The sequence below is a fragment of the Campylobacter hyointestinalis subsp. lawsonii genome (assembly GCF_013372165.1).
GTDB classification, from domain to species: domain Bacteria; phylum Campylobacterota; class Campylobacteria; order Campylobacterales; family Campylobacteraceae; genus Campylobacter; species Campylobacter lawsonii.
The window spans coordinates 707,559-733,154 of record NZ_CP053828.1 but is presented as its reverse complement, the minus strand read 5'-3'; the positions used below and the strand labels follow the sequence as shown (position 1 = coordinate 733,154).

The following is a 25,596-nucleotide window of genomic DNA, read 5'->3' as shown; positions in this document are numbered from 1 at the left end:
TTAATCCCTTAAAAATCCAGTTAATGGAGAACTTGCATCTGCAATACCTTTTACTCTTCCAAGCCCTGCTAGATAGGCTCTTCTACCGGCTATTATGGCTTCGCTAAAAGCTCTTGCCATAGCTCTTATATCATTTGCTGTTGCTATGGCTGTATTTGCCATCACAGCAGCGCACCCCATCTCCATAGCCGCGCAAGCCTCGCTCGGTCTTCCAAGACCAGCATCTACTATGATAGGTATATCTACCTCATCGATTAAAATTTGAATTATTTCACGATTTATCAGCCCTTTATTTGATCCAATCGGAGCAGCTAAAGGCATAACCGCACTAGCGCCTGCACTTACTAAATCCCTAGCAACAACTAAATCCGGATACATATAAGGAAGCACTTTAAAGCCCTCTTTTGCCAAATTTTCAGTTGCTTTTATGGTCTCAAAATTGTCTGGAAATAGATATTTAGTATCTTTGATGACTTCCACTTTTATAAAATCTCCACATCCAAGTTCTCTTGAAAGCCTTGCTATACGCACCGCTTCATCTGCATTTCTAGCACCACTAGTGTTTGGTAGAAGTGTCACATTTTTTGGTATGAACTCAGTTATGCTTTCATTTTTATCTTTATTTACACGCCTTAAAGCTAGAGTTACTATATCTACTTTAGCCTCTTCTACACAAGCCTTTATAAGCTCTGGGTTAAATTTACCAGATCCCATTATAAATCTTGAGCCAAACTCCACTCCGCCTAAAATAAATTTATCCATCTTGCTTTACCTTATTGATTAATATTTCTAAAACTTTATTTGCTTGATGCATCGCACATATTCCAACACGCGGCGCCATAAGTCCATTTCCAATACTAGCCGCACTGACTAAATCACCGCATATATATAAATTTTTTGCTAGTTTTAGCGTCTTTATCTCTTCGCTTTTGCCATATCCAGCCATTCCGCTAGCGGCTACTATCTCTTTATTTTTTAGAGAGTTTATTAGCATAGCTTTTGAAGTTGGATTATCAAAGCATTCACACACGACATCGCAGTCTTTAAAAACGTCATTTACGTTTGTTTCATCAAGCTTTATAGTCTCAAACTCAACTTTTACAAATGGATTTATAAGCCCCATAGTCTCACAAAGAGCTTCTGTTTTAAAACGTCCGATATCTTTTATAAAATATTGTTGGCGATTTAAATTTGATGGATCTACTGTATCAAAATCAACTAGTTTTAAATACCTTGTTCCTACTCGTCCAAGGGCTATAGCTACACTGCTTCCTAGTCCTCCAAGACCTGCTATACCTACTTTTGCTTGTTTTAGAGCTTTTGTTACTTCAGGAGAATTTCTTGAACTCATCATCTCTTCTAAGCAATCAAGCGGTGGCATCTGTCCTTTTTTGATAAAAACTATGCTATCTCCATCGCTTATCTCTAGATTTTCACTAACGCTAAAACCTTTATATATCGTTAGTTCATCAACTATATTTAACTCAGCTTTAAGTTCAGCTAAATCTTTTGCACAAGTTTTATAATCTTTTGAATTTACTCTTATATTTTTCATTTTGGAATTATAGCTTATATAAAGTAAGTTTTATTTAAATTATGATTTTATTTGTCCTATTTAAATTTATTTTAACTATAAAAAGTATGTGGAATATTTATTTTTATTTGGCTGAGCATTGGTAAAAACCACGACTTATCGTGGTTTTTAAATTTATATTAGTGAAATTTAAGCCCGAAAGCCCACATTCCCATTGTGCAAGTAATTAGCGTGATTATCGTAATTCCTGCTATATTTAGCCAAAATCCCGCTTTAATCATATCTTTCATTCGCACAAATCCAGATCCGTAAGCTATGGCATTTGGAGGAGTTCCTACAGGTAACATAAAAGCATAAATCGCTGCTAGTGTTACAGGAATTGTAACAACCATAATATCTCGCCCTTCATATCCAAGTCCAAGTGCAACACCTGCAATAATCGGTATAAAAGTCGCCGCAGTTGCTGTATTTGAAACTATCTCAGTCAAGAAAATCACAAGTGCTGTCACAACTACAATAATTAATATGATATTTAATCCATCTAAATTCTGCACCAAATGTCCTATCCATAAAGATAGACCAGTTTTACTAAGCTGAGCTGAGAGAGCTAAGCCACCACCAAATAGTATCAACATATCCCAAGGAAGTGTTTTAGCTGTAGCCCAATCTATCAAACGCTCACCACTTCGATTAGCTGGAATTAAGAAAAATAAAACTGCCATAGATATTGCAATTAGCGAATTTAGAGAAGCTACCTTGATATCAAAATATCTTAATATAAAGCCTAAGAAAATCCAACAAAATGCACCAGACGCAAAGATTATTGCAACTAGAATTTCAGCTGTGGTGATTTTCCCAAGTTTGCGATATTCTTCACGGATCACATCTTTACCGCCAGGAATTTCTTTCATTTCAGGCGGAAATATAACAAAAGTAAGCAAAAACCAGCAAAAAGCCATCATAAGAATGCTCAGCGGAAGCCCCATTAGCATCCATTCGCCAAAGCCGATCTCTATACCATAAACTTCTTGCATATGTCCTACAAAAAACGCAGTTGAAGTAGAGCCAACCATTGTTCCAGTCGAGCCTATTGTCGCCGCATAGGCGATTCCAAGCATTAGCGAAATACCAAAATTTGTGCTAAAAGCCGATGTTCTTTCTTTTACTTTTTTAATTACATCAGCTCCTTTGTGTGCTATCGCATTTACAACGCCACCTTGAGTTGATTGTTTGCTTATGGCATCAAGGTGTTTCATATCGCCTTCAACTGTTCCGCTTATCGGAGCGTTGCGAAGTTTTTCAACTAAGTGCAACACAGACAAACCAACAGGTAGCATCATAATTGTCGTAGCAGTATTATTAACCCACATCGTAATAAAACCAGTAGCCACCATAAATCCAGCTATCAAACGGCGTGGAGAAGTGCCTACCATTAACACAATCGCGATTGCAATTCGAGTGTGCAAATTCCATTTTTGCATTGCCAAAGCCAAAATAAAACCACCCATAAATAAAAATATTGTGTCATTAGAATATGGAGCAGCGACATTTTTAAATGTATCAGCACCCAAAATAGGAAATAGCACAAGTGGCAATAACGCAGTAACTGCAAGTGTTGCTGCCTCACTCATCCACCAAACTCCCATCAAAATCGCAACCGCAGCAGCGATTGCCATAGAGTCTGTATTTAGTGGTTTGCCTTTAGCCATCGCCTCTTTTGCTGCATCCATAGAATTTACAATCTCTGGCGCGTCGCTTGGAAAAAATATATAGACTAAAATCGCCGCAATAATTCCACCAAATAGACCAATTATTTGCATCCAATTAGTCTTTTTATCGATTGGTTTTTCCATTTTTTACCTTTAAATTTAACTATATATTCTGCACTCTTTTGCGTTTTTGACAAGTGCCAAATAACGATAAAATAAGTGCATCATTTTTGAATACGGCGCTATGATAAAAAAGCTTAAGATTGAGCTTAAATGCAATACAAGCAAATACGCAAGCAAGCTAGTATCTCTAAAAATCATCAAAATAAGTCCGCTAAATGCACTTAAAAATAGCATAAATATAAGCGCATAATCGATATTTAAACTTTTTATATCAATCAAATTTCTATCTGCTTTTATCTTCATAGCAAAAAGCCCTACACAGCCTATAGCTAAAGCGATACCGCCAAAAGTTCCAAGTAGTTTTGGCAATGAAAAGAACGCATAAGGAGCGTGATAATCTAAGAAGTGATCATAAAACGCCGCAATGCTTGTTGCTGCAAAACAGAGCATAAAACCATAAAATGTAAAATGGTGAAAATAACGACGTAAATTTGATCTATCTTCGCCATTTGGGAATGTACAACCCTCATAATTATGTCCGCCAAGGTGTTTTAGGCTAAGAGCGTCTTTAAGAGCACTGATATAATCCACAAATTTAACACCATCAAAACCGATAGATTTTGCAAATTTAAAACAGCTTATTAGTATCATCACAAATGATATCGTCGCAAATAGACCAAATACTCCAACCATTGTCTTATAGCTCGTGATCTCATAGAAATTTCCAGCTGCATCTTTATCAAAGTTTCCACTAGTTAAACTTAAAAAGATAGCCAAAACTACAAGTAAAAGTACCGATGTAAGAAGTCCTGCTTTTTCAAACGCTACACCCAAAAACTTAGGCGTAGCAAATTTTTTATAGCTTTCTTTACGAACTGCTGCAAAATCGCGTGGAACATCTAAATCAAACTCGTGTGGTGGCGCGTATTGACACGCATACAAGCACTCGCCGCATTGATGACACAAATTTGCTAGATAATCAGCGTCTTTTATGTGAAACTCACGTCTCTTTTCCATAGCTGGAAACACAGCACAAAAGCCCTCACAATACCTACACGCATTGCAAATTTGGCTTAGTCTTATTGCTTTATTATATAATGTTTCGTTCATTTTTCTCCCCTTGATTTTGCCGCTTCACGTCCTGCGATACGCCCAAATACAGATCCGATACTCATACCAAATCCAGCGCAATACCCTTGACTTAAGATATTTCCGGCCATTATCTCTCCTGCTGCAAATAAATTTTCACATACTTCATCATTTTGCATAACAACCGCTGCTTCTTTTGTAACTTTTACTCCAAGATATGTAAATGTCACGCCCGGGCGAAGTGGATAGCAATAAAACGGCGGTGTATCGATAGTCTGAGCCCAGTGGGTTTTATCTATCTCAAGCCCACTTGTATGACAATCATCAAGCACAGTATGATCGAAATTTCCACTTACAACGTGAGCGTTAAACTCAGAAATGGTATCTTTTAAAACCGTTTTATCAAGACCTATTTTATCAGCTAGTTCATCTAGTGAATTTGCCACGATCGGCTCAAAGAGTGGTGGCATATAACGCTTTAGTACTTTTACGTCCGTGATCGAATATCCGATTTGATTAGGCTGAGACGCTACTAGTCTTCCCCAGATCGCATAACGCTTTGGCCAAAAATCTTCTCCTTCGTTGTAAAATCTTTTGGCGTTTTTATTGACGACTATCCCAAGACTTACACAATCCACACGCGAAGCGATGCCGCCGTCATATTTTGGCGCTCTTGCATCTATAGCCACCATATGCCCTTGAGTAGGATCACCGATGATCTTAGCCCCAGCATCTTGCAATGCAAAAAGCATCTTACCTTGATTAAATTTAGTACCACGAATCAAAAAATTCTTAGCAGGCTCACCCCAAGCTTCGCGTAATTTTTCCAAATTTGACTCAAATCCACCACTTGCTATAACACAAGCTTTTGGTTTGAAGGTGAGTATTTGTCTGTTTTGTTTGTCTTCTACTTCTACGCTAATTATTTTATTGTTTTGGATATTTAGGCTTTTAGCTTCATGCTCATACAAGACCTTTATCCCCATTTTTTTGGCTTCACGGTAGTAAGAATTTACTAACGATTTGCCACCGCCTAAGAAAAACGCATTTGTCCTTCCAAGCTGTAAAGTACCACCAAATGAGCTTTGAAAACGCACACCATGGCTTTTTGCCCATTTTACTGCTTCTGGAGTATTTTTGATGACATAGCGAGCAAACTCTTCATTTGTCTGACCCTTAGTCACTTTATAAATATCCTCAAAAAACTCATCTTCACTATAAGTATCAGTAAGCACGTCAGTTGGTCCATAATGCATCGAACGCAAATTTCTAGTGTGTTGTGAGTTACCTCCACGCCAAGCTTTTGGTGAGCTTTCTAACATCAGTACGTCCGCACCATTTTCTTTGGCACTAATCGCCGCACAAAGGGCAGCGTTACCGCCACCGATAACTAAAACATCACAATTTATTTCTAGCATACTTCACTCCTTGCTTTAGCTCCACATTTTCTAAATAGAATAAAAACAGCGTAAAAATCATAAATCGCGAAGTTACACATTTTTATGAAATTTCTACTTGCGATCTTGAAAGTCTTACTAGCCTCTTTCTTTTTAGAAAGTTTGGGCGGATTTTGTTGTAACTTTTCTTCCATTGCCGTCTCTCTTTATGTTGTATTTATGCCGACATAATTACAAATAATTTATTAAAGTATTCTTTTGTATGCAAAAAAATACTTAGTTATTTTAGATAGTGTTACCTTTTTACATACTTTTGTTATTTTTAAGCTACAAGCTAAATTAAATATAAAATACTAGTGTTAATTTTATATTTAATTTTAGAAAAATTAATGAAATTCTGATATTATTACACAAAGAAAAAAGGGTTAGAATGAAAAACACAAAATCTCCAAAAAAACAAATTTATGATTTCTTTATAACTTCACTTGAAAATTTTACTCTAAAACCAGGAGATAGGGTAAAAGAAGAAGACATAGCGGTAAAAACTGGCTTTTCACGCACACCTGTTCGCGAAGTTCTTGCGCTTTTAGCAAATGAAGGATTGATAGAGTCTAGCGTAGATGGACTTAGAATTTCTATTTTAGATGAAAACTCCATTACCCAACTTTATGAAATGCGTGAAATTTTAGAAGGGACAGCAGCATCATTTGCAGCAATTCATGCCAACGAGATAGAAATAGCAGCCCTTGAAGAGATAGTGCTAAGAGAAAAAGAGCTAACAATCTCATCGCAAATCATTCAAAATAATAGGCTTTTTCACTCTATGCTATTTCGTTGCGCCCACAATAAATTTCTAGTTAAAACGATAAATGAGCTTACAAATACGCTTTTATTGCTTGGAAAAAGCACTTTAAGCGATGAAAAACGTAAAGAAGAGGCGTATGAAGAACATATAAAAATTGTAGAAGCGCTTAAAAATCATGATAGCTCAGCAGCAAAGAAGTATGCAAAAGAGCATATTAAAAATGCTTATAAAGCCCGTATAAAGATCTTTTTACAAGATGGCAAAATTTTATAATGTATAAAAATAAATAAATTTACAAGCTTTTACAAAGACGCTTTTAAGCATAAAACGTCTTTGTTAAGCATCATTAAACTATATAAATAAGAGTTAAATTTAAACCGCCATTTAAAGCCAACTTGGTTTTTCACTGTTTAACTCACCATCTCCGTCGGTAAACTGCTCTAAGCTACCAGCTTTGCACTGAATACAGATATATTTCAAATCGCTACTAGAACTTGCTTTAAAGCATCTTTTACCATCAGGATCTATACGCAAAACATCACCGGCATTTACTTCAAACTCTTCGCCATCTATAAACAAAACTCCGCTTCCCTCAAGCACTATATAAACCTCTTCGTTTTGTTTATGAGAATGGACAAAAGGCACACTATCACCAGCTTTTAAGTGATTTATAGACACTTCACATCCTGTTAAATTTAACTCATCATGAAACTCACTTCTAGGGCTATCTTTTGATGAGATCATCTTGTAATTTTTTCCTGTTTTTGTCATTGTTAATCCTTTTATTAAATTTAATATTTAAAGCCAAATTTATGGCACCGCCACTATTTTATTACTTAGATATCTAATTAATTAAATAAAAAAATCATACTTTATCATTAAAATTTATAATAGCCTTTTTTAATAACTTATCTAAAATTTCAGTCTCTATCTGCGAAAAGTCTTTATAAACTATATCATTTAATTCTTTTGAAATTTGACAAAAGATAGGCTTTAGTGCGATGCCTTTTTGGCTCAAAGATATAAAGCTTATCCTTGCATCTTCATCGCTTTTTACCCTTGTTATATAGCCGCTATTTTCTAGCTTTTCTACTAAAACAGTTACGGTTGGTTTTGTTTTACATATACGTTTTGATATCTCAGTCATATCATGAGGCTTTTCATCAAAAAGTATAGCTAAGATATCTCCGTGACTAGGAGAGATATTTGCTAGTCCATTTGCTTTTAGCTTTGAGATGATAAACTGATTTGCAACATCTTTGAGCTTTGAAGCTAAAGATATAGTCATTTTATTTGATTTTTTACTTTTCATGGGTGTAATTATAATTAGATATCTAACTTTTGTCAAGAGGATTTTAAAAAATAATAATCACATCTCATTTAAATTTACGCGCCACTTGTATAAACACTAAAGTGAAATATAACACGCTAAGATATGCTAAAACAATACGCCAAAATAAGACCAAATCATCCGCCTCCAACGAACTCTACGATTTCTAAACTCATATCGGGTTCTAGTAAAAACTCTTCCCACTTCGTTTTTTGTACGATCTCTTTGTTGCATTCCACAGCGATAAGCTCTAGATTATAACCATTTTGCTCTAGCCACTGCTTTAGACTGATACTTTTTGCTACTTCTACTATGTTTGAATTTACTTTTATATTCATCTCTTATCCTAAATTTTTATTTTTTGTATTATACATCATATAAATTTAATATAAAAGTCATATAGATATAATTATTATCAAATAAATTTGTGTAATTTCTACACAAATGTAATGATATTATATAATAATTTTAAATTTAGCACAAATCAATAAGAAGTTTTAAGCAAATTTATAAGAAAATGAACGCTAATAAAGATTTTAAAACAAAAGGAGAGAATTTGAAGTTATATCAAAAACTTCTGTGGATACTCGTATCCATTATCGGTGCTTTTGCTTTTGGTGTCTTGGCGCTAAACAAAGGTGAAAGTATCAGCGCAACATGGCTAGTTGTAGCTAGTATTTGTATCTATATGATCGGCTACACATTTTATGGAAGATTTATCGCTTTTAAGGTTCTTGGACTAGATGATAATCGTGCTACTCCAGCCTACACTATGAACGACGGTAGAGACTATACTCCTACAAACAAATACGTTCTTTTTGGTCACCACTTTGCAGCCATCGCAGGAGCTGGTCCTCTTGTAGGCCCAGTAGTTGCGGCTCAAATGGGCTACTTGCCAAGTATGATATGGCTTTTAGTCGGTGTCGTTTTAGCAGGAGCTGTGCATGACTTCGTTGTTCTTTTCTTATCTGTTCGCAGAAACGGAAAGAGCTTAGGAGAGATGATAAAAGAAGAGCTTGGCGGATTTACCGGCGGCGTTGCTATGATAGGAATCTTCTTTATTATGCTTATCATTGTAGCTATACTTGCTATGGTTGTCGTAAAAGCTTTAGCTGATTCTCCTTGGGGATTATTTACTATAGCTATGACTATTCCTATTGCTATATTTATGGGAATTTATATGAGATTTTTACGTCCTGGCAAGGTTATAGAAGCCTCTATAATCGGCTTTATCCTACTTATAATATCTCTTTGGGGTGGTCATTATGTAGCAATAGATCCATTTTGGGGCAACGTATTTTCTCTAAAAGGCACAACTCTAGCATGGCTTACTATAGCTTATGGATTTATAGCCGCTATTTTACCTGTTTGGTTTTTACTAGCTCCAAGAGACTACTTAAGTACATTTTTAAAAATAGGCGTTATAGTTGGTATGGTTATAGCTATACTTATAGTTGGACCTGAGCTTAAAATGCCTGCGGTTACTTCATTTACGGATGGTACTGGACCAGTATTTCCTGGGCCTCTATTTCCATTTTTATTTATCACTATAGCTTGCGGTGCGATATCAGGTTTTCACGCTCTGATTTCAAGCGGAACTACTCCAAAACTCGCAGAAAAAGAGAGCGAGACGCTATTTATCGGATATGGTGCTATGCTTATGGAAAGTCTTGTGGGTATTATGGCTTTAGTTACTGCTACCATACTAACCCCTGGACTTTACTTTTCTATCAACACATCTGGCGCTCTTCTTGGACCAGACGCGGCTAGCGCTGCAGCTTATATAGCAAATTTAGGATTTACCGTAACGCCTGAAGAGATCTTAGGTCTTGCAAAAAGCGTTGGCGAAGAAACTATGATGGGTAGAACCGGTGGTGCGCCTACATTTGCAGTGGGTTTAACACTTCTATTTCACGAGATAATGGGTGGGGTTGAAGCAATGCCTTTTTGGTATCACTTCGCTATACTATTTGAAGCATTATTTATCCTAACAGCAGTTGATGCTGGAACAAGAACAGGCAGATTTATGATACAAGATATACTAGGTAACGTTTATAAACCTACGGGTGATACAAAAAATTTATTTTACGGCGTAGTTGCTACTTTTATATGTTGTGCTGGCTGGGGATACTTGCTTTATAGTGGAGTTACTGATCCTATGGGCGGTATATTTACTCTTTGGCCGTTATTTGGTGCATCAAACCAAATGTTAGCTGGTATCGCCCTTATGCTTGCGACTGTGGTATTGTTTAAAATGGGTAAAGCAAAATACTCATGGGTTACAATCGCTCCTCTTGTTTGGGTTTTGATAACTACTATGTACGCAGCATTCCAAAAACTACTTCCAGCAAATGGCGATAGAGTTCATGACGCGGTAAGCCACGTAGCAACTGCTCAAAATATGGCTAAAAAACTAGAAACATTAACTGATCCAGCCGCGATAGCCAAAGCCGAAGCAGTCATCAGAAACAATGTAATAGACGCCGTATTATGTGGATTTTTTATGATAGTTGTAGTCGTAGTAGCGGTGCAAACTTTTAGAATTTGCTTTAGAATTTACAAAGATGGCAACGATAAAGCTTATCCACTTATGCAAAGCGAATACAAAAAAGCGAGTGAATACAAAGATGTTGTTTGCTAAACTAAAAAAAGTTTGGCAAGCGTATGAAAAACTTGATGAAGCCCTTTATCCTTTGATAGGACTTCATCAATATGAAAAGTATTTGAAGCATTTCAACAAGCACCACCCAGGAGAGCAACCGCTTTCTAGGGCGCAGTTTTTTAGAGAAGCTCAAGACGCTAAAGCCAAAAATGTAAAATGTTGATAAATTTGGAATGGTTTAGGTTAAACCGTACGAAACCAAAGTTTATCAAATTTATATAAATTTGTATTGTAATTATCTACAAATTCTATTTGTGGTATTTGATCTTTTCACCGATCATTTCTATCTTATCATTACCCAAACGAGCTACGAAAACTTCGTATGGGTATTTAAATTTAAAACGCTATTTAGCTCAAATATTGTAAAAAACAATTTAAAATCTAACCGGTATAAAAATAGCTTAAAGATTGATTTTAATGGTATTTGATAATGTTTTTAGCAAAATCAAATTTGATTTTACACTTCTTTACATTTTTTTCATAGACTTTACAAGGTTTTTAAAAATCATTTAAAAGCGTTTTGAATTGATAGAGTAAGACCCTATTACTCGCCCCAAAATCTCAAAGCTTTGTGACTTATTAATTGGTTCATAGTTTGCATTGTCGCTGATTAGTGGGCGTTTTTTGAGACGTTTGACAAAAAGCTCATTACGCACAACATAAATAGCGCTTTCACTTTGAGCATTGTCTTGCTAAAATACCACAAGCTCACCTTTTTCTATGGTCGGCTGCATCGAGTTTCCAACGCATGAAATAATGCCGATATATGAGCACCAAAGGCGTAAATTTTGCTTTTTAAATGGCAAAAAGTCGCAGTCATTGCTAAAATCTTGCGTACAACACTTACGACACCATCTTTAAAAAATGGGACATAAATGGTGTCTTCTTTGATGCTAATAGATATTTTATCTTGTGACTTTTTAAGGTTTGGAGCGTTTAAGGGGTTGTTTTGGGATAAATTTTGGGACTTAGAGACATATTTATCTTGACTAGGAGACAAATTTATATCTTGACTAAGAGACATACTAAGAGACATTTTATTATTTTGAAAATTACTAATATCTTTTTGAAGTGCATTCGCTATTTTTTCTAAATTCGCATAAGTAATATTATCAGTTTCATATCTTTTTGATACTTCCTAATGATACTCCTGAAAATTTAGCTAAATCATATTGAGTTCAACCTTTTTCTAATCGATACTCTTTGATTTTTTTTAGAAAGTCTCATAAATAAGCTATAACTTTAAAATAAACTTAGAAAATTATATCGCAAAAAGATACTTAGCAGAGCTTTTTGATGATATGAATATAAATGATGATAAAAAAGCAGATGCATATCTAAAAGCCAAAGTAGTAAAGCTTTGGCTAAAGGCTCGTGATAGAAAAGTAAAAATAGATGCGTTTTTGTCATATATCAACATAAATAAGATGTATGACAAAAAGGTATCAAAAGGGCAAATTTACGACTGGGCTAGAAGATACGCAAATGGCGGTATAAAAGGGCTAGTTGATGAGCGTGGTGGCAACAGAGACGGAGCGGTGAATTCAAAACTAGCCGGAGTTGGCAAGGCTGACTGGAGGGCAGACTTTGCAAATGAGTATGTAGAGATAGACGCTACAACGCTTGATCTGTTTGCTAAAAAAATCAGACTTGATCTAGCTAGTGCGATATGGAAGATAAATAAAGAAGCGTTTAGAGACTTTGATGAGTGCATGGCAAGAGTGGAAGAGAAATTTAGTAAAATTTTGTTGAATTAAATAAATTTTTGGAATTCCTTGAAGTTTTGGAATTCCAAAAAATTCATATCATTTTAAAGATAGTCTTATCTCCACGCTGCCTGCGCCTAGTAGCTTTTTTAGCTCATCTTTGCTTATGCCTTCTATTCTGCCAAGGCGAGTTAGCGACCATGAGTTTATGTCGTAGGCTAGCACGAAAGTCTGTCCGCTATAAAGAATTATATCGCAAGCTTGCATTGTGATCTGTTCATCATTTCGTGGCAGCGGCGATGGTAGTTTGCCGTTTTTCTCAAATCCGCCGTAGTCACTAGCATTTATGATGATATCGCCTTTTTCTAGCTCTTTATACAAAGCCTTTGCCGAGCTATTTTGAGCTAAATTTGCTCTAAGTTTTTCTCCATTTATACTAACAAAAATCTCCATTGTCTCTCCTAAAACAAAGCCAAAAGCACAAAGCAAAGCCAAAATCACTCGCATTATTTGCTAGCCTCTATGACAGCAGCGGTGGCATTTAGTGAGCGTGGATAGCCTATAAGAGCGATATTTGCGTTGATTAGGGCGATTAGTTTTTCTTTATTTAAGCCTTGAAGAAAAATAGCTTTTGCGTGAGCTTTCATCTGCGCTGATGTGTCGCCTTGAGCCGCTAAAAGAAAAAATGTGATAATCTCACGCTCGCCTAGGCTTAAAATCTCAGTTCTAGTGTAATAATCCCCAAAGCAATTTTGGCTTAAATATTTGCCGATTTGTGCGTAGTCGCCACTCATGCTCTGCGTAGTAGCACTACTAAAAAGCTCTATTTGTAAATTTTGCCCATTTTTTAGCCTATTTTCATCGCTATCTATGGCAAAATCTGTGATTTTCACGCCTTTACGCTTGTAAATTTCACTTGTGACAAAGATAAATTCCCTAATCCTAGCCATACCAAGATATGCCGTGCTTTGGCGCAAAAGCTCCATTATCTCATCAGCTTTTAACTCGCTTTTTTCTAGCCTTTCTTGCCATAGCCTAACTGAACCCGATGCTATTATCACAGCTAGGTTGCTAAGCTCGATTTGCCTAGGAGTTAGGCCGGCTTTTATGCTATCATTTTTGCTACTTTTCTCAAAGTTTTCAAACACCGCTTTAAGCGTGTTGTCTTCTATATCCGCACTCATCAAAACACCTCCAAACACCGCAAAAACAGCTAAAATCTTTTTCATTGAAGTTCTCTTAAAGCGCTTTCATACTCTTCGTCGCTTACTTTTTCTAGCCAGGTAGTTTTGTTTGGCATTCCCATGACTGAGATGTGTGCCATTTGCGTGGTTTTGCCACCTGCGTGAAAATGTTTAGCGTCGCTATCTATTTTGATTATTACGCCAGGCTGGGCTTTTATAGCTTTTTGTCCCTCTGTTTTCACTACACCTTCACCGCTTAAAACGATTAGAAGTTGGCCCTTTTCGTGTGTGTGCCAGTGTGTGCGAGAACAAGGCTCAAAGGTTACTAAGCTAGCATTAGCACTTCTGCCGCCCTGTGCATCATCAAAGGTATTTAGATAGGTAGTGCCGGTGAAGTATTTGCTATGCGGATTTATCTCACCTTTGCTAAAAGGCAAATCCTGCGCAAAAGCCGCCGCGGTAATGCAAAGAGTTAGAATTATTTTTTTCATTTTGCTTCCTTATTTTAAAAGTTTAGCAAAAATTATAACACATTACACCAAGTGTAAGTCAAGAGAATTTAGAAAAATGTTGTAAAAATATGATTAATTTTACTAAAGTGTTGGCTTAAGCTAGTGGCCATAAATACGCAAAAGCTCTTAGAGATTATATGATATTTTAGCAAAGCATCACAGCGATAAAATCTTAAAAATAATAAAAATTTGAGTTTAAATAGCTTTTGGCTTCTGTGATAAAATTAGTGTAAATGAATTAATATATTTTTATATCAAACATTAGTTTTTAACTCATCTCTAATACACTTAAAGAGTGCTCTATTAAGCTATATCAATCTATTTTTGCTGATTTTCATCTATATAACAAAATAATTTTAACTTTAAATTTACTATTTTTATCCACACAATTCTGGTTAAATTTAGCCAAAACTAAATTTAACCATAGGGAATTTATCTATTTTTTGTAGAGTTATTATCTATTTTTTTATCATTTTTTGTTGGTTTTTTGATATCTTTGCTTTTTAAATTTTTTGTATCGGTTGGGCCATTTACTATTAGATCAGCTTTGATATTTTCATATATTTTATCTCCGATTCCAGAGACATTTTTGATCTCATCTATGGTTTTAAATTTGTTTTTAGCTCTGTATTCGATAATCGAATTTGCTTTACCTTCACCAATTCCAGGTAACTCCATTAACTCACTTTTGTTAGCTGTGTTGATATTGATAGCAGCTAAGACCATACTAGCACTAAGAGCGGTTAAAATAAACGCCTTCATTTAATCTCCTTAAATAAAATAATTTTATATTAAATCTAAATTTTATATAAAATTTACTGAATTTATATAAATTTGATATCTATTATGTTACTTTTTGTAGTACTTATCTATAAATTTGGGTATTAATTTTAATCTGTCTAACATAGTTTTATGATTTTTTGATAGTTATTAGAATCAGTTTCTTGTGTCGCAAAATAGCGGGTCGAGCACCTCTTGGCGACAAGTCCAAAAGCAAAAGATGAGCTTATTGATAGTATGGGTTATGAAAGAGTTGCTAAAAGCGATATTTACACGCACAAACAAAGCAGAAACCTAGTAAAACAGAGCTAATATCTGTTATGAATAACATCAGTGATATTAAAACTAGCATATATAATCTAGCAAGGCAAGTAGGAATAAGAGGTAAAACTATTATTATTTATCAAGACGATAAGGTTTGGACTGTCATTAAAAAACATAGCCAAAATTTGGCAAAACAATACTTTAAAAATAACACGGAGAATAAAATATGGAAAAGCGAACGCTATATATTTTCATCGATGAAAAAGGTTGGCATATTACAGACAATAATAAAAAAATAGTTGGTTAAATGATGATGAGCTAAATACAAACTTCGCAGAAGTATTTGCATAAATGACAAAATATGTTTTTTAGGGGAATGGGCTTGGAGCAATAAATTAAATGAAATTTGCGACTTTGAAGTACTAGCCAACGGGCATAAATTCACAGGCTCATTTATAGACGCGCTAGAGTATATAAAAGCAAATTTTAAAGCGATTTAAATAGTGTTTAAAGCCTATTTAATAGGTTCAGCTCAAAAACCTAAATTTAATCCGCGTTAGTCGGATAGATAACTTTAGTGTTTGGTTCTTTAGCAGAGCTGCGTTAAAAGAACATAAGGATAATCCGCAAAATCGGATAATAAAAAAACAATAAAAAGGAGCAAAAAATAAATAAAGAGTTATCCATAGAATCAATAAACTACGACTTAGAAAAAATGAAACAAGATAGCTATCCGTTTTTTACAAAAAACGAGATGATAACTTTATTGAGTCTATTATCGAGATATGACCGAGATTTTATCATATCAAATGTAGTAAATACAATCAATAAGCTAGATTTAATTATAAGGATTTAGAAAGATTTGACGATAAAGACGCCTTTATGTATGTAGCAAATTTCATCAGAAATAACTGGTAGCAGATATTAAAAAACAAGGAGCAAAGAGATGGATAAATATAAAGAGCAAAGAGCCTTTTATATTTTACCGCAGAGACAAGAAGCTTAAAATGAGCTAAATTTTAGAAGTAGTAGAGGTTTTGTTACTTGCGTATATCGCGATTAACATTCACAAATTAAATTTAAAGGATAAAAAATGAACGAAATTATCGTTATAAACGGACAGAGCGTAGAGTTTGAAGTGATAAATGGTGGGATATTTACCACTTCTTTAAGCGTCGCAAATGTTTTCAATAAACGACATTGTGATATTTTAGCACAAATTAGGGCTTTACCAAACGATGAATTCTATTTCCTTAATTTTAAGGAGACGGAGCGAACCGCCAAATTTGGAGCTGTTGTGCGAAGTGAGCCATACTATAAAATTTCACGTGATAGCTTTTCGCTTTTGGTTATGGGCTTTACAGGCGAGAAGGCTTATAGATGGAAAATAGAGTTTATCAAGGCTTTTAATCTAATGGAAGCCGAGCTAACCAGCCTTAAATTTAAAAAGCAAAGTAGCAAAAGCCCATTAAATCTCTATTCTAAATTTAATCTTTTTTTCTATGCCATTATAATTTTCAAGTGGGTATAAATTGCGTTTTATTCTGTCTTGATTTATGACTTCTAAAACTTCATCGTCAAGGTTAAAGCCACCAGAAAAAGCCGTCCCCCACTTAAACGAACTAATCTTGCCTAAAGGTATCTCATAATACTCCGAATGCCTCATTAGCTTTGCTATGTTTATATAAGTATTTTTATTTTTCTTTGGTTTTTCTCCTAAAATCTGAGTTCCTAAATATATCCTAGTCTCTACCTAATAGATAATCAAAATTTGTTAAAAAGCTAGTAGGGACACCGACTTTGTTTTGATAGGTTATGACATAATTAGTATTTACTAAAGCACTGCATTTTTTGCCTTTAAATAAGTTATTACATACCATGACGTCGGGACAAATATAAAAAATGGTATATTATTTTTTAGATAAAAATTTACTATTTTACTAGCCAAAGAAAAAGGCGGATTATTGATTACGGCTTTATTTGTGTAGTCTTCTTTTTCATAGTCTCCACCAGGAAAAATGGTCTTGATATCTCAAAATATTTCTAACTTCGCAGACGAACAAAGTCCGTCTTTGCGACCAAAGTTTGGCACTTTGGAAACGCACTAAAGTTATCTATCGCGGATTAAATTTATTTTTAATTTCGCAGACAAACAAACTTAATCTGTAAAACTAAAAATAAAAGGAGAAAAAATGGCTATATTAAACAACTGAGACAATAAAGCTTGGTGCTACTGCGTGGCGTGTTAAAATTTAAAAATACACTAAATTTCATCAAGGAAAATGATTATAAAAATGCAAGTTCAAATATGATGAAATCTTTGTGGGCAAAACATACTCCAAATAGAGCTAAAAAACTTGCAGACATAATAAAAAGAGCTTAAAAACAGATGCAAAAACCGCTACTTGTGCTTTATATGTAGCTTACTTTGCTACTACAAAACTAGCTTAATATTATATTTGTGAGCGAGAATTTACAGGTGAGAATTTGCGGGTGAGAATTGGCAGAAAAATTTATAAGGTTGCTAGAAAAATTAGTTAGATATTTTATTTGCATTTAATGATTAAAGCATTTAAAAACAATGATTAAAGATGTGGTAAATTTAAAAACCATTAACTATAAGAGACAAGTAAATTTAAAAAATTTTGCGTTTAAAATCAAATTATTTTTGTTTAAATTTCTACTATTTTTAAAAGTTGTTTGATTTTAAAAAGCGTTTTACAATAACTTCTAGCTTTGTAACTAATTTTTGATTAAAATTCTTCTTGAAATAGCTATTTTACCATAATTTGTTTTTAGTGTTATAACTATTGTGATGGTTTCTAAAATGCTATTATTTTCGTAGGCTAAATGTTCTTGATTACTTACTTCTTCTATGACTTCTTTTAAGATTAGTTTGATTTCTGGTAAAACCCTTATATGAGTTTTAAGAGTTTGCTAAGCAATACATAAATCCTTTGTAATTTAAATTTGCATTGAATTCTAAATTTTTAATTAAAAAATTCAAGGTTATAAATTTGAATTTACATAGTTTGGTTTATGATGTATTTTTAAAGCTACTTAAACATAATTTTAACTTTGCTTTATTCATCTCTTTATTTTTATTGTTCTTAGGCTCTATCTGAGTTCTTTTGTTTTATTATTTGATTTTGTTTTTAAATTTGATATCGCTAAGATCAGCTTTTATAGCTTCATATCTGCCTTTTTCTTCTATGCTGTTAAATTTAATCTATACTCTATGATACTATGCTAATCTCTTCTTTAGTAGCAGTATTTAAATTTAGGGCTATTAATCATCTTAATCCCTTTTTAATGTAATATAGCAGATTATATGATAGCGATCTAAAAATAAATGTCATCTAAATATGATATATACAGCTTGATACTCTTACTACATAAATCTAAAATAAATTAAATCAAGAGTTTGAAACTAATAATCCAAAATCCAAATCAAAAAGCTACAAAAGCTAAATGCTAGTCTATCATTTGCTTTAAGCACCACCAAATCCCTCTTGTTTTATGAAATTGTATCATAAGCTGATAAATAAATCTTTTTTTATCAACATAAACGTTAAAAACGCCTTTATTGAGTATTGCACAATTTACATTGTGTCGTAAATGTAACATAAATTTAGCCACAAAAGCACTAAGCGAAACTAAAAATCTAATGGATAAAAATAGCGTTAATGGAGTAGTGGATTTTAGAGCTTTAAACCAAAGCTTAAATAGTTTAGATTTTGTGAGTGAATTTGCTAAAGAGCCAAATTATAAGCATTATTAAAGCGATATCTTAGATGAGATCATTTGGTTTAATAGCCTTACTTGCTAGTTTGACTTACGCTAAATTTAAATACTGCTACTAAAGAAGAGCTTATGGAAACAACGCTTAGAACAATATTAATACATATAAACAATGATTAATACCATTGCATTTACAGCTAAATTATAATCTAGCTGTTTGATTTATAATAAGCTAAAAAAGTATATAAATTTACATATTTTACGTATTATTTATGGAGTTAGTTTGTTTTATAGCAGATATCTATAGTAAAGCTATGTTTATTCAATTATCTACAGTATTTGTTTTACTAAAACTATACCCAAACAATAGAGCCATTATAAATTTTCGTAATGATATATTAATCACCATATCATATCATCACACTAATTATTTATAACCAAATCTCCTATAAAGAGTATAAAGTTAAAATTCAAAAGCCCGGGGTAGATAATAAAGATAATAAAGATAATAAAGATAATAAAGATAATAAAGATAATAAAGATAATAAAGATAAATTTAAAAGCATATAAACATTAAATTTGGGAATATAAATAAATATAAATAAATATAAATAAATATAAATAAATATAAATAAATATAAATAAATATAAATAAATATAAATAAATATAAATAAATATAAATATGAAAAAATCTTTTTAAAATTACAATAATTATAAATTGTTTAATGTTTTAAAAAAGATTGATTTATAAATTATTCTGTAAAACAAGATTAAGATAAAAAAAGAATATTCAAAAATATTTTAACAAAGCCCGCAGCGACCTACTTTTCCACATCTCAGTAAGAGAGAGTATCATCAGCCATGATGAGCTTAGCTTCTTGGTTCGAGATGGAGCAAGGCGTTTCCTCATCTGTATAGCCACGGGCAGTGTTAAATAAAACATTATCTAAATAAGAGTAATATCTTATTTAACACTGCTAAGGTATTAAAGTTAAAAATCACTAAATTTAATATCTAAAAATATTTTAAAAACCTAAAAGGATTATATTTTATCCTTAACAAGGAAGTGATGCTTATAAAGATAAGCAAACGAGCTATTAGTACTGGTCAGCTAAATGACTCTCATCACTTACACACCCAGCCTATCAAACTAGTAGTCTACTAGAGCTCTTAAAAGAAGATTCATCTTGGAGTTGGCTTCGAGCTTAGATGCTTTCAGCTCTTATCACATCCCAGCTTAGCTACTCAGCGATGCTCTTGGCAGAACAACTGATACACCAGTGGCTGGTTCAACCCGGTCCTCTCGTACTAGGGTCAACTCTCCTCAATCTTCTTACGCCCACGGCAGATAGGGACCGAACTGTCTCACGACGTTCTGAACCCAGCTCGCGTACCGCTTTAAATGGCGAACAGCCATACCCTTGGGACCTGCTCCAGCCCCAGGATGCGATGAGCCGACATCGAGGTGCCAAACCTCCCCGTCGATGTGAGCTCTTGGGGGAGATCAGCCTGTTATCCCCGGGGTACCTTTTATCCTTTGAGCGATGGCCCTTCCACACAGAACCACCGGATCACTAAGACCGACTTTCGTCTCTGCTTGACGTGTATGTCTTGCAGTTAAGCTGGCTTATGCCTTTATACTCTACGAACGATTTCCAACCGTTCTGAGCCAACCTTTGTAAGCCTCCGTTACATTTTGGGAGGCGACCGCCCCAGTCAAACTACCCACCAGACATTGTCCTACTTGCGGATAACGCAAGCTAGTTAGCTACTCAAATAAAGAAGAGTGGTATCTCAACAATGGCTCACCATAAACCGGAGTCTATGGATCAAAGCCTCCCACCTATCCTGCGCATCTTTATCCAAATAGCAGTGTCAAGCTGTAGTAAAGGTCCACGGGGTCTTTCCGTCTTGCCGCGGGTAGGAGGAATTTTCACCTCCACTACAATTTCACTGGATCCCTCTTTGAGACAGCTCCCATCTCGTTACGCCATTCATGCAGGTCGGTATTTAACCGACAAGGAATTTCGCTACCTTAGGACCGTTATAGTTACGGCCGCCGTTTACTCGGGCTTCGATCAAGAGCTTCGCTAATGCTAACCCCATCAATTAACCTTCGAGCACCGGGCAGGCGTCACACCCTATACATCCACTTACGTGTTAGCAGAGTGCTGTGTTTATGGTAAACAGTCGGGAGGGACTCTTTGTTGTAACCTTCTTTGCTTTGGGAGTAAATCTTAATACAAAGTTAGGCACACCTTATACCGAAGATACGGTGCTATTTTGCAGAGTTCCTTAAAGAGAGTTCTTCCACGCGCCTTAGAATACTCATCCCACCCACCTGTGTCGGTTTACGGTACGGGCAATATTAGCTAAACTTAGAAACTTTTCTTGGCTCGATAGTATCATGGATTCTCCCCGCTATCCGAAGACTTTGGAGAGCCTTTAAGATCTCGAATAAAAAGTGGCGGATTTGCCTACCACTTAATCTACATCCTTAGACTAGCACTTCCATCCGCTAGCTCCACTAACTTTAAGCGTCCTTCCATCGCACACTAATATTGGTATCGGAATATTAACCGATTTTCCATCGCATACCCCTTTTGGACTTTGCTTAGGACCCGACTAACCCTACGATGACGAGCATCGCGTAGGAAACCTTGGGTTTACGGCGAAGGGGATTCTCACCCCTTTTATCGCTACTCATGCCTGCATGCTCACTTCTATCCGCTCCAGCACTCCTTACCGGTATACCTTCAACGCTGAATAGAACGCTCTCCTACCACAGTGCCTATGAGTATTCATACTATTTTGTTGTCTTAAATTTAATACTGCTTAATTTATAAATTTAAATAGATTAAGCGCAGTATTTTTGATGAGAAACTAATGTTGTGTAGAAATTTTAGATTGAGACTAGCCATATAGGCTCTCGATTGAGAAAATTTAAAACTCATTAATTTATCAGTAAAAGACAAGCTAGTATAAATAATCATAGACACTATCTAAAGCTTCGGTACTCATTTTAGCCCCGTTATATTTTCCGCGCGAAATCACTAGACCAGTGAGCTATTACGCTTTCTTTAAAGGATGGCTGCTTCTAAGCCAACCTCCTGGTTGTTAAAGTAACTTCACATCGTTTTCCACTTAAATGAGATTTAGGGACCTTAGCTGTTAGTCTGGGTTGTTCCCCTCTTGACGACGGATTTTATCACTCGCCGCCTGACTGCTGTGATTACACTTTGCGCATTCGGAGTTTGATAGGGTTTGGTACATTGGTGTATGCCCTAGCCCATTCAGTGCTCTACCTCACAAAGTTACTACACAACGCTATACCTAAATATATTTCGGAGAGAACCAGCTATCACGATGTTTGATTGGCCTTTCACCCCTATCCACAAGTCATCAGGAGCCTTTTCAACGGCCGTCTGTTCGGTCCTCCACCGGCTCTTACACCGGTTTCAACCTGCTCATGGATAGATCACATCGTTTCGGGTCTGCAGCATCTGACTATACGCCCTATTAAGACTCGCTTTCGCTACGGCTCCGGGTTTCCTTAACCTTGCCAGACACCACAACTCGCAGGCTCATTATGCAAAAGGCAGTCCATCACCCTGATAAATCATAGGGCTCTGAATGATTGTAAGCAAATGGTTTCAGGTTCTATTTCACTCTGATCACCTCAGTTCTTTTCACCTTTCCCTCACGGTACTTGTGCACTATCGGTCTAGTAGTAGTATTTAGGGTTGGATAGTGGTCTACCCAGCTTCAGACAGGATTACACGTGTCCCGCCCTACTCAGGATACTGCTAAGTATAAACGCACTTTCATATACGGGAGTATCACCCTCTATGCTTAAGCTTTCCAGCTTATTCTATTAGATTGTTTAAGTCTATATTGCAGTCCTACAACCCCACTAGCAAGCTAGTGGTTTGCCCTCTTACGCTTTCGCTCGCCGCTACTAGCGTAATCTCGTTTGATTTCTTTTCCTGTTGGTACTAAGATGTTTCAATTCCCAACGTTCGCTCCGCATTGCGGTAGTATATATCACTATATACTGGGTTGCCCCATTCAGAAATTCCCGGATCAAAGCCCCTTGACGGCTCCCCGAGACTTATCGCAGCCTAGCACGTCTTTCATCGCCTCTACTAGCCAAGGCATCCACCATTTGCTCTTAGTAGCTTACCTTTTTTTAGTTCGTATCTGAGCTTTACTCAGATTTACGACAAATTTTAAAAAAGTTTAAACAAACTAAAGTCCCTACAAGTAGGGTTACTATATGATTGCTATTAAACTAATTAAAAACTATCGTTACGAATTTTATATTTTTGTTTAGATTATTATTCTAATTTGCATCACTTCCTTGTTAAAGATAAAAATAGATAGCTAATCTTAAAATATAAAGAAGATTTTTACTACTCTTTTCTTTTATTAAAGATATTGCTATTAGATTTATAATATTTGAATTTAAATTTAATAAGACGGAAAGTATTAACTACTATTAAGTAAGTTTTAAAGCTTAATAGCTTGTGAAGTTAATATTTATAAACTATATCTTTTATATTATTGGGATAACACTGTTTGATATAGAATATTTGAAATTAAACTAAATTCAAAGCTCTAACAAGTCCTGTAAAATTGTTTTAAATATTAAAACTTGATTGTGATTTTTAACAATGGTATTTTAAATAACTTCACTTTTTAAGATATTCTTTAAAAGTGAGTTGGAATTATACAAGAGCAATGCTTAAATAATTATTAAATTTCTAATATTTTTAGAAGAAATTTTATTAGAGTTAAAACAACAAAAAACATAATAATAGCAATAAATATATCTATAATCTTGCTAATTATTGGTTTTGATAAAAAGTGACTAAATTTTTTAGCACCAAAACCTAATGAAAAAAACCAAATAAACGAAGCAGAAAGACTGCCAAGTGCAAAAAATATCTTCTCTTTCATATCAAATGTTAGCGCTGAGGCTCCAACCACAAAAACCGTATCTAAATAAACATGTGGGTTTAAAAGCGTAATACAAAGGGTTAAAATAATAGTTTTTTTAATAGAAAATTTTGAATGTTCTATCTCAAATATTACACTATTTTTGGTAGAAAATGCTGAAATTAATGCTGTTATAGCATAATAACTAACAAATAAAATTCCAAGAGCTGTGATTAATACATTTACTATCACATTTTTTGCTATAACTTCACCAACACCGAAAATTCCAGCTAATATCAATACAAAATCACACAAAAAACATACAAGGCAAACATAAAATACATTATTTTTAGCTATACCTTGTCGCAAAACAAAAGCGTTTTGAGCTCCAATTGCCATAATAAGCGAAAGTGATAGAAAGAATCCTTTTAAAAAAATAAAATTTTGCATAACTATAATCCAAAAATTTTCTTTACTTTATCAAAATCATTTTTATTAACAAAAATATAATCTCTTTCGTAAGCTGATACAACTAATACACTTATACATTCTTCTTCGAGCGGTCTTAATATCTCAAACAAGATGCCACTTTGTGAAAAATCCAAAATTCATCTATATAAAATGCTTTGAAAATTTGCGTATTATATAAATTTTTTAATTTATTTTTTATAATTGTATAACCATCAAACTCATTAACTACGCAAAATAAATCATCAGATAAATTTATTGTGGCATTTTTATCTATTTTTTCTATTACAAATTCCCCGCTTTGAATTTTTAATTTCATTGTAAAACCTCTATGTCAAAACCTACGCTAGACCTATAACCAACTTCGTTAATATTTATTTGATAAATTTCTGTTACTTCATGCTATAATTTACTATTTAAATCTGACTGAATAATTCCTTGATCATTTTTTAATATAGTTTCAAATATTTTTTGTTTTTTATCATTTGCATAAATTATACTTTTTGCGCCATTGATATTTTGTCTATTGATAACAAAAGCAGACATTATAAAATCCATTCCATCTTGGTGTATTCCTTCTGGTGAATTTGTAGATTTTCTACCATTTTCACAGAATATAAGTGTATGATGAGCTGTAATTGCAAATTTATATTTTTTTGTATATCTACCTATTTTAAAAGAGACAAATTTAAGCATACTTCTTAAATCATCATCAAATAAATTATCAGGTAATTCTTTAAATTTTCTTTCATTTTTTCTATAATCAAACTTTTCATCTGATACAAATGCAAGAGGTTGGAGAAAATTATTTGCGGATATTCTTTCAATTTTAAAATTTTCGTTTTTAATATCTATAATATATTTAGAAATAAGTCGTTTTCTATTTGGCTTAAATGATAAAACTACTTTTAAAATATTACTATCTAAATTTATAGATGAAAAATCAAAATTAATATTTTTATAAATTTCATCATTATGAATTTTCGTAAATTTAGAGATATAATCAATTTTGTTTTTATGTAACAAATATAAATCATCTTCATATTCATCATAATATGATTGTAGTTTATTTTGAATTTTTTCTAAATTCAAACCAATGTCAATGTGATCAACAATAGTAATAGGAAAAGCTACTTTACTCATTTCTTAACTCCTAAAATGTAGGAATTATATAAGATATAAAATAAATAAAAAATAAATTCAAAAATAAATTAAGAAAGAAAATAAAAATATTCATTAGTAGAAGAAATATAAATGGTGGGCCTAACAAGACTTGAACTTGTGACCTCACCCTTATCAGGGGTGCACTCTAACCAGCTGAGCTATAGGCCCATAAATAACCACTTTTAAAAA

Annotated in this window: 26 protein-coding genes, 1 tRNA gene and 2 rRNA genes; 8 read left to right on the top strand and 21 right to left on the bottom strand. The window is 34.1% G+C overall.

Going from position 1 to position 25,596, the window contains the following annotated elements:
* From CHLWT_RS03750 to CHLWT_RS03725, 6 genes are all read right to left on the bottom strand, one after another.
* A complete protein-coding gene (locus CHLWT_RS03750; RefSeq protein WP_063998370.1) occupies window positions 1-762 on the bottom strand; it encodes a thiazole synthase in 762 nt (253 codons plus the stop codon).
* Complete coding sequence (gene thiF / locus CHLWT_RS03745) at window positions 755-1,555, bottom strand: sulfur carrier protein ThiS adenylyltransferase ThiF (RefSeq protein WP_063998369.1); 801 nt, start codon at window positions 1,553-1,555, stop codon at window positions 755-757. Before thiF ends, CHLWT_RS03750 begins: the two co-directional genes overlap by 8 nt.
* Window positions 1,556-1,713: 158 nt before the next feature.
* The gene (locus CHLWT_RS03740) at window positions 1,714-3,387 is read right to left on the bottom strand and encodes a DASS family sodium-coupled anion symporter (protein ID WP_112000758.1); all 1,674 of its coding nucleotides are present in this window, start codon (window positions 3,385-3,387) and stop codon (window positions 1,714-1,716) included.
* A gap of 15 nt (window positions 3,388-3,402) precedes the next feature.
* Window positions 3,403-4,476: a tricarballylate utilization 4Fe-4S protein TcuB gene (gene tcuB, locus CHLWT_RS03735; protein ID WP_112000757.1), complete on the bottom strand. Its 1,074-nt coding sequence runs from the start codon at window positions 4,474-4,476 to the stop codon at window positions 3,403-3,405.
* Window positions 4,473-5,873: an FAD-dependent tricarballylate dehydrogenase TcuA gene (gene tcuA / locus CHLWT_RS03730; RefSeq protein ID WP_112000756.1), complete on the bottom strand. Its 1,401-nt coding sequence runs from the start codon at window positions 5,871-5,873 to the stop codon at window positions 4,473-4,475. The genes tcuB and tcuA overlap by 4 nt, the downstream gene beginning before the upstream one ends.
* Complete coding sequence (locus CHLWT_RS03725) at window positions 5,867-6,046, bottom strand: hypothetical protein (protein ID WP_063998365.1); 180 nt, start codon at window positions 6,044-6,046, stop codon at window positions 5,867-5,869. Before CHLWT_RS03725 ends, tcuA begins: the two co-directional genes overlap by 7 nt.
* 236 nt (window positions 6,047-6,282) lie before the next feature.
* Between CHLWT_RS03725 and CHLWT_RS03720 the strand changes: the two genes are divergently transcribed.
* On the top strand, window positions 6,283-6,930 hold the full coding sequence (locus CHLWT_RS03720) for a GntR family transcriptional regulator (RefSeq protein ID WP_063998364.1): 648 nt from the start codon (window positions 6,283-6,285) through the stop codon (window positions 6,928-6,930).
* A gap of 111 nt (window positions 6,931-7,041) precedes the next feature.
* On the opposite strand, the gene CHLWT_RS03715 is transcribed toward CHLWT_RS03720, so the two are convergent.
* The 3 genes from CHLWT_RS03715 to thiS form a co-directional block, all read right to left on the bottom strand.
* Window positions 7,042-7,428, bottom strand: coding sequence for a cupin domain-containing protein (locus tag CHLWT_RS03715; RefSeq protein ID WP_112000759.1), 387 nt, complete (start codon window positions 7,426-7,428; stop codon window positions 7,042-7,044).
* Between the two features lie 94 nt (window positions 7,429-7,522).
* Window positions 7,523-7,969 (bottom strand): MarR family winged helix-turn-helix transcriptional regulator, encoded by a 447-nt coding sequence (locus tag CHLWT_RS03710; RefSeq protein ID WP_111995711.1) that lies wholly within the window; start codon window positions 7,967-7,969, stop codon window positions 7,523-7,525.
* Between the two features lie 155 nt (window positions 7,970-8,124).
* On the bottom strand, window positions 8,125-8,325 hold the full coding sequence (gene thiS, locus CHLWT_RS03705) for a sulfur carrier protein ThiS (protein WP_063998361.1): 201 nt from the start codon (window positions 8,323-8,325) through the stop codon (window positions 8,125-8,127).
* Window positions 8,326-8,504: 179 nt separating this feature from the next.
* On the opposite strand from thiS, the gene CHLWT_RS03700 reads away from it, so the two are divergent.
* Both CHLWT_RS03700 and kcuS read left to right on the top strand, forming a co-directional pair.
* Window positions 8,505-10,628, top strand: a complete 2,124-nt coding sequence (locus CHLWT_RS03700) for a carbon starvation CstA family protein (RefSeq protein WP_176320857.1) — start codon at window positions 8,505-8,507, stop codon at window positions 10,626-10,628.
* Complete coding sequence (gene kcuS, locus CHLWT_RS03695; RefSeq protein ID WP_051663796.1) at window positions 10,615-10,812, top strand: KCU-star family selenoprotein; 198 nt, start codon at window positions 10,615-10,617, stop codon at window positions 10,810-10,812. The genes CHLWT_RS03700 and kcuS overlap by 14 nt, the downstream gene beginning before the upstream one ends.
* A 555-nt stretch (window positions 10,813-11,367) precedes the next feature.
* Here kcuS and CHLWT_RS03690 read toward each other — a convergent pair.
* Entirely contained in the window at window positions 11,368-11,685 is a 318-nt protein-coding gene (locus CHLWT_RS03690) for a hypothetical protein (RefSeq protein WP_112000736.1), read from the bottom strand.
* A 265-nt stretch (window positions 11,686-11,950) separates the two neighbouring features.
* Between CHLWT_RS03690 and CHLWT_RS03685 the strand changes: the two genes are divergently transcribed.
* Complete coding sequence (locus CHLWT_RS03685) at window positions 11,951-12,406, top strand: helix-turn-helix domain-containing protein (protein ID WP_112000735.1); 456 nt, start codon at window positions 11,951-11,953, stop codon at window positions 12,404-12,406.
* Between the two features lie 48 nt (window positions 12,407-12,454).
* Here CHLWT_RS03685 and CHLWT_RS03680 read toward each other — a convergent pair whose 3' ends face one another.
* The 4 genes from CHLWT_RS03680 to CHLWT_RS03665 all read right to left on the bottom strand — a co-directional run bounded on the left by CHLWT_RS03680 (window position 12,455) and on the right by CHLWT_RS03665 (window position 14,813).
* Entirely contained in the window at window positions 12,455-12,808 is a 354-nt protein-coding gene (locus CHLWT_RS03680; RefSeq protein ID WP_112000738.1) for a cyclophilin-like fold protein, read from the bottom strand.
* Window positions 12,809-12,861: 53 nt separating this feature from the next.
* Complete coding sequence (locus CHLWT_RS03675; RefSeq protein WP_112000734.1) at window positions 12,862-13,584, bottom strand: carboxymuconolactone decarboxylase family protein; 723 nt, start codon at window positions 13,582-13,584, stop codon at window positions 12,862-12,864.
* On the bottom strand, window positions 13,581-14,030 hold the full coding sequence (locus tag CHLWT_RS03670; protein WP_112000733.1) for a cupin domain-containing protein: 450 nt from the start codon (window positions 14,028-14,030) through the stop codon (window positions 13,581-13,583). Before CHLWT_RS03670 ends, CHLWT_RS03675 begins: the two co-directional genes overlap by 4 nt.
* Window positions 14,031-14,483: 453 nt before the next feature.
* The gene (locus CHLWT_RS03665; protein ID WP_111995706.1) at window positions 14,484-14,813 is read right to left on the bottom strand and encodes a ComEA family DNA-binding protein; all 330 of its coding nucleotides are present in this window, start codon (window positions 14,811-14,813) and stop codon (window positions 14,484-14,486) included.
* A 338-nt stretch (window positions 14,814-15,151) separates the two neighbouring features.
* Here CHLWT_RS03665 and CHLWT_RS03660 point away from each other — a divergent pair, with 338 nt between their 5' ends.
* The 4 genes from CHLWT_RS03660 to CHLWT_RS03645 all read left to right on the top strand — a co-directional run bounded on the left by CHLWT_RS03660 (window position 15,152) and on the right by CHLWT_RS03645 (window position 18,876).
* The gene (locus CHLWT_RS03660; protein WP_111949877.1) at window positions 15,152-15,394 is read left to right on the top strand and encodes a hypothetical protein; all 243 of its coding nucleotides are present in this window, start codon (window positions 15,152-15,154) and stop codon (window positions 15,392-15,394) included.
* Window positions 15,395-16,188: 794 nt separating this feature from the next.
* Entirely contained in the window at window positions 16,189-16,626 is a 438-nt protein-coding gene (locus CHLWT_RS03655) for a Rha family transcriptional regulator (protein WP_111949879.1), read from the top strand.
* Window positions 16,627-17,337: 711 nt separating this feature from the next.
* Window positions 17,338-17,478 carry a lysozyme family protein gene (locus CHLWT_RS03650; RefSeq protein WP_170253234.1) on the top strand — a complete coding sequence of 47 codons (141 nt, stop codon included), beginning with the start codon at window positions 17,338-17,340 and terminating at the stop codon, window positions 17,476-17,478.
* Window positions 17,479-18,681: 1,203 nt separating this feature from the next.
* Entirely contained in the window at window positions 18,682-18,876 is a 195-nt protein-coding gene (locus CHLWT_RS03645; protein WP_111971399.1) for a hypothetical protein, read from the top strand.
* A gap of 769 nt (window positions 18,877-19,645) precedes the next feature.
* Here CHLWT_RS03645 and rrf read toward each other — a convergent pair.
* From rrf to CHLWT_RS03610, 7 genes are all read right to left on the bottom strand, one after another.
* A 5S ribosomal RNA gene (gene rrf / locus CHLWT_RS03640) occupies window positions 19,646-19,763 on the bottom strand.
* A 151-nt stretch (window positions 19,764-19,914) separates the two neighbouring features.
* Window positions 19,915-23,022: ribosomal RNA gene (locus CHLWT_RS03635) — 23S ribosomal RNA — on the bottom strand.
* Between the two features lie 570 nt (window positions 23,023-23,592).
* Entirely contained in the window at window positions 23,593-24,225 is a 633-nt protein-coding gene (locus tag CHLWT_RS03630; protein WP_112000831.1) for a LysE/ArgO family amino acid transporter, read from the bottom strand.
* A gap of 2 nt (window positions 24,226-24,227) precedes the next feature.
* Window positions 24,228-24,356 (bottom strand): ACT domain-containing protein, encoded by a 129-nt coding sequence (locus CHLWT_RS09695; protein WP_176320856.1) that lies wholly within the window; start codon window positions 24,354-24,356, stop codon window positions 24,228-24,230.
* Window positions 24,341-24,562 (bottom strand): hypothetical protein, encoded by a 222-nt coding sequence (locus tag CHLWT_RS03620; RefSeq protein ID WP_112000833.1) that lies wholly within the window; start codon window positions 24,560-24,562, stop codon window positions 24,341-24,343. Before CHLWT_RS03620 ends, CHLWT_RS09695 begins: the two co-directional genes overlap by 16 nt.
* Window positions 24,563-24,645: 83 nt before the next feature.
* Window positions 24,646-25,386 carry a 2OG-Fe dioxygenase family protein gene (locus CHLWT_RS03615; protein ID WP_112000834.1) on the bottom strand — a complete coding sequence of 247 codons (741 nt, stop codon included), beginning with the start codon at window positions 25,384-25,386 and terminating at the stop codon, window positions 24,646-24,648.
* Window positions 25,387-25,498: 112 nt separating this feature from the next.
* Window positions 25,499-25,575 (bottom strand) — tRNA-Ile (locus CHLWT_RS03610).
* Window positions 25,576-25,596: the final 21 nt, after the last annotated feature.